This window comes from Bradyrhizobium sp. SZCCHNRI20481, from assembly GCF_032485055.1.
Classification (GTDB): Bacteria; Pseudomonadota; Alphaproteobacteria; order Rhizobiales; family Xanthobacteraceae; genus Bradyrhizobium.
The window spans coordinates 1-1,663 of the sequence record NZ_JAUEUE010000038.1; the positions used below are offsets into that span (position 1 = coordinate 1).

A 1,663-nucleotide genomic window follows, 5' to 3' on the forward strand; every position below is an offset into this window, starting at 1 on the left:
CGGCTGAACCTTGTATGGGGAGTAAGTTGTCAAGAGGGGCGTCGTTTGTTGGGGGCGGTCTTTGGCGCCAAGGAGAGGCGCGGTCAAGGCTGGCCGAAGGCCACCGCCGGAGGCGGCGCGTCAGCGGCCTTGAGCGCGCCGAGCTTGGCGCCATCATGGCGCGCCCGCAACGCGCGGTGTCGCGATGGCAGGCCGGACGTGATGCGAGGATTGGGCCGTGAACGACAATGCGGAACGACCGCATCACCTTGTATCCGGTCGGGCGCGAGGCCCGGTACCCTGATCTTTCATGCACGGGGGAAGGTAAGGCCCAGTCAAGACGGGACCCCTCTGTGAGAGCGGGAGGTTTATGCCCCCGGTTCAGCACGGTCACGCGTCGGTCCTGGCTCACGTCGGCTGTCATGGCGCGCGCAGCCGTTTACGAAGTTGGACGCAGCACGGCGCCTTCGGGAACAACGCCGGTCACCAGATAGCGCCACAGCGCCACCATCAGCTTGCGTGCCAGAGCGACAATGGCAATTCGCCGGATGCGTCCCTTGATGTCGCGCACCCGCTCGCGGAACCAGCGTGTCAGTGCGCTGTCCGGCTGATGAACGGTCCATAGCCACGCCAGCTCGACCGCGAGCTCACGGGCGCGCCGGTTGCCGGCTTTGCTGATGCCCTGCTCACGGCTGCGCTCGCCACTGTCATAGGGCGTGCCGGTGAGACCAAAGTAGCTGCCGACCTGACGACGGTTGTCGAAGTCGCGATAGAACACCTCGTTGACCAACTTCTGGCCGCCGACCGGGCCGATGCTCCTGAGATCCATGAGCTGCATGATCCTGGCTTCCGGCGAGCCGGGCCGAGCGGCGCACAGCTCGGCTTTGCTTTTGGCCTCGAGCTCCTTGAGCTGCCGTGCCACCAGGCACAGTCGCTCGTGTTCGCGCTCGATCTCTTCCTTGAGCCGCACCGGCAGTGGACGACCGTCGCCAGTGCGCAGGCTGGCAAGGCTTTCCAGGAACGAGCGATCGAGCGGGTGGACGTCGCGAATGCCCTGGCCGTGCAGCAGTCCCTTGATACGGTTGCTGTGAGCCGTGCACTCCTGGATCAGGCGATCACGTTCACGGGGACGGCGCTTGCGATCCTCATCCTCGACGCTTGGCACGTGGACGATGCTGCAGACCCGAGGCTCGCCCCGCAAATGGGCGAGGAACGCCCGCATCAGCTTCTCCAGATCGATCCGGTCGGTCTTGGCGCGCCGGGCACGACGGTTCACCTCGATGCTGGAAGGGTCGACCTCATGATTGACGATGCCTTGTCCGCTCAGCCATCGGTGCAGCCAGTGGCCATCCAAGCCTGCTTCGTAGCATGACAGGATGCGCACCGGCCGGCCGCCCGCGGCAGCCGCAGCCTTCTTGCGCATGTCCGCAAGCCGGGCCGCCAAGGCGGCCAAGTCACCGCCGCCGATCGTGTACCGGCTCAGTTTCTGCGAGCCAGGAAGCAGCACGCCGAGCTTCCATTTCGCTTTGCTCAGTTCAAACGCGAGGTAAACCGTGGCATGCTCCGCCGCGGCGGGTGTGTCAGTGCGATCGAGCTTGATCATCTTGATCCTCCGAGGGCCGGATGGTTCGGAAATCCAATCCTAACCCTTCTTGACCACCCGCCGCCCCATAGGATCTGTGGT

The 1,663-nt window shown here is 65.0% G+C and carries 1 protein-coding gene; it reads right to left on the reverse strand.

Annotation, left to right across the window (positions count from 1 at the left end):
- Positions 1–418: 418 nt before the first annotated feature.
- Positions 419–1,582 carry an IS110 family transposase gene (locus QX132_RS32985; protein WP_316163878.1) on the reverse strand — a complete coding sequence of 388 codons (1,164 nt, stop codon included), beginning with the start codon at positions 1,580–1,582 and terminating at the stop codon, positions 419–421.
- Positions 1,583–1,663: the final 81 nt, after the last annotated feature.

Bases quoted from the DNA above. Each gene is read 5' to 3' on its own strand.
- QX132_RS32985 (WP_316163878.1), bottom strand. From the start codon at position 1,582: ATGATCAAGCTCGATCGCACTGACACACCCGCCGCGGCGGAGCATGCC.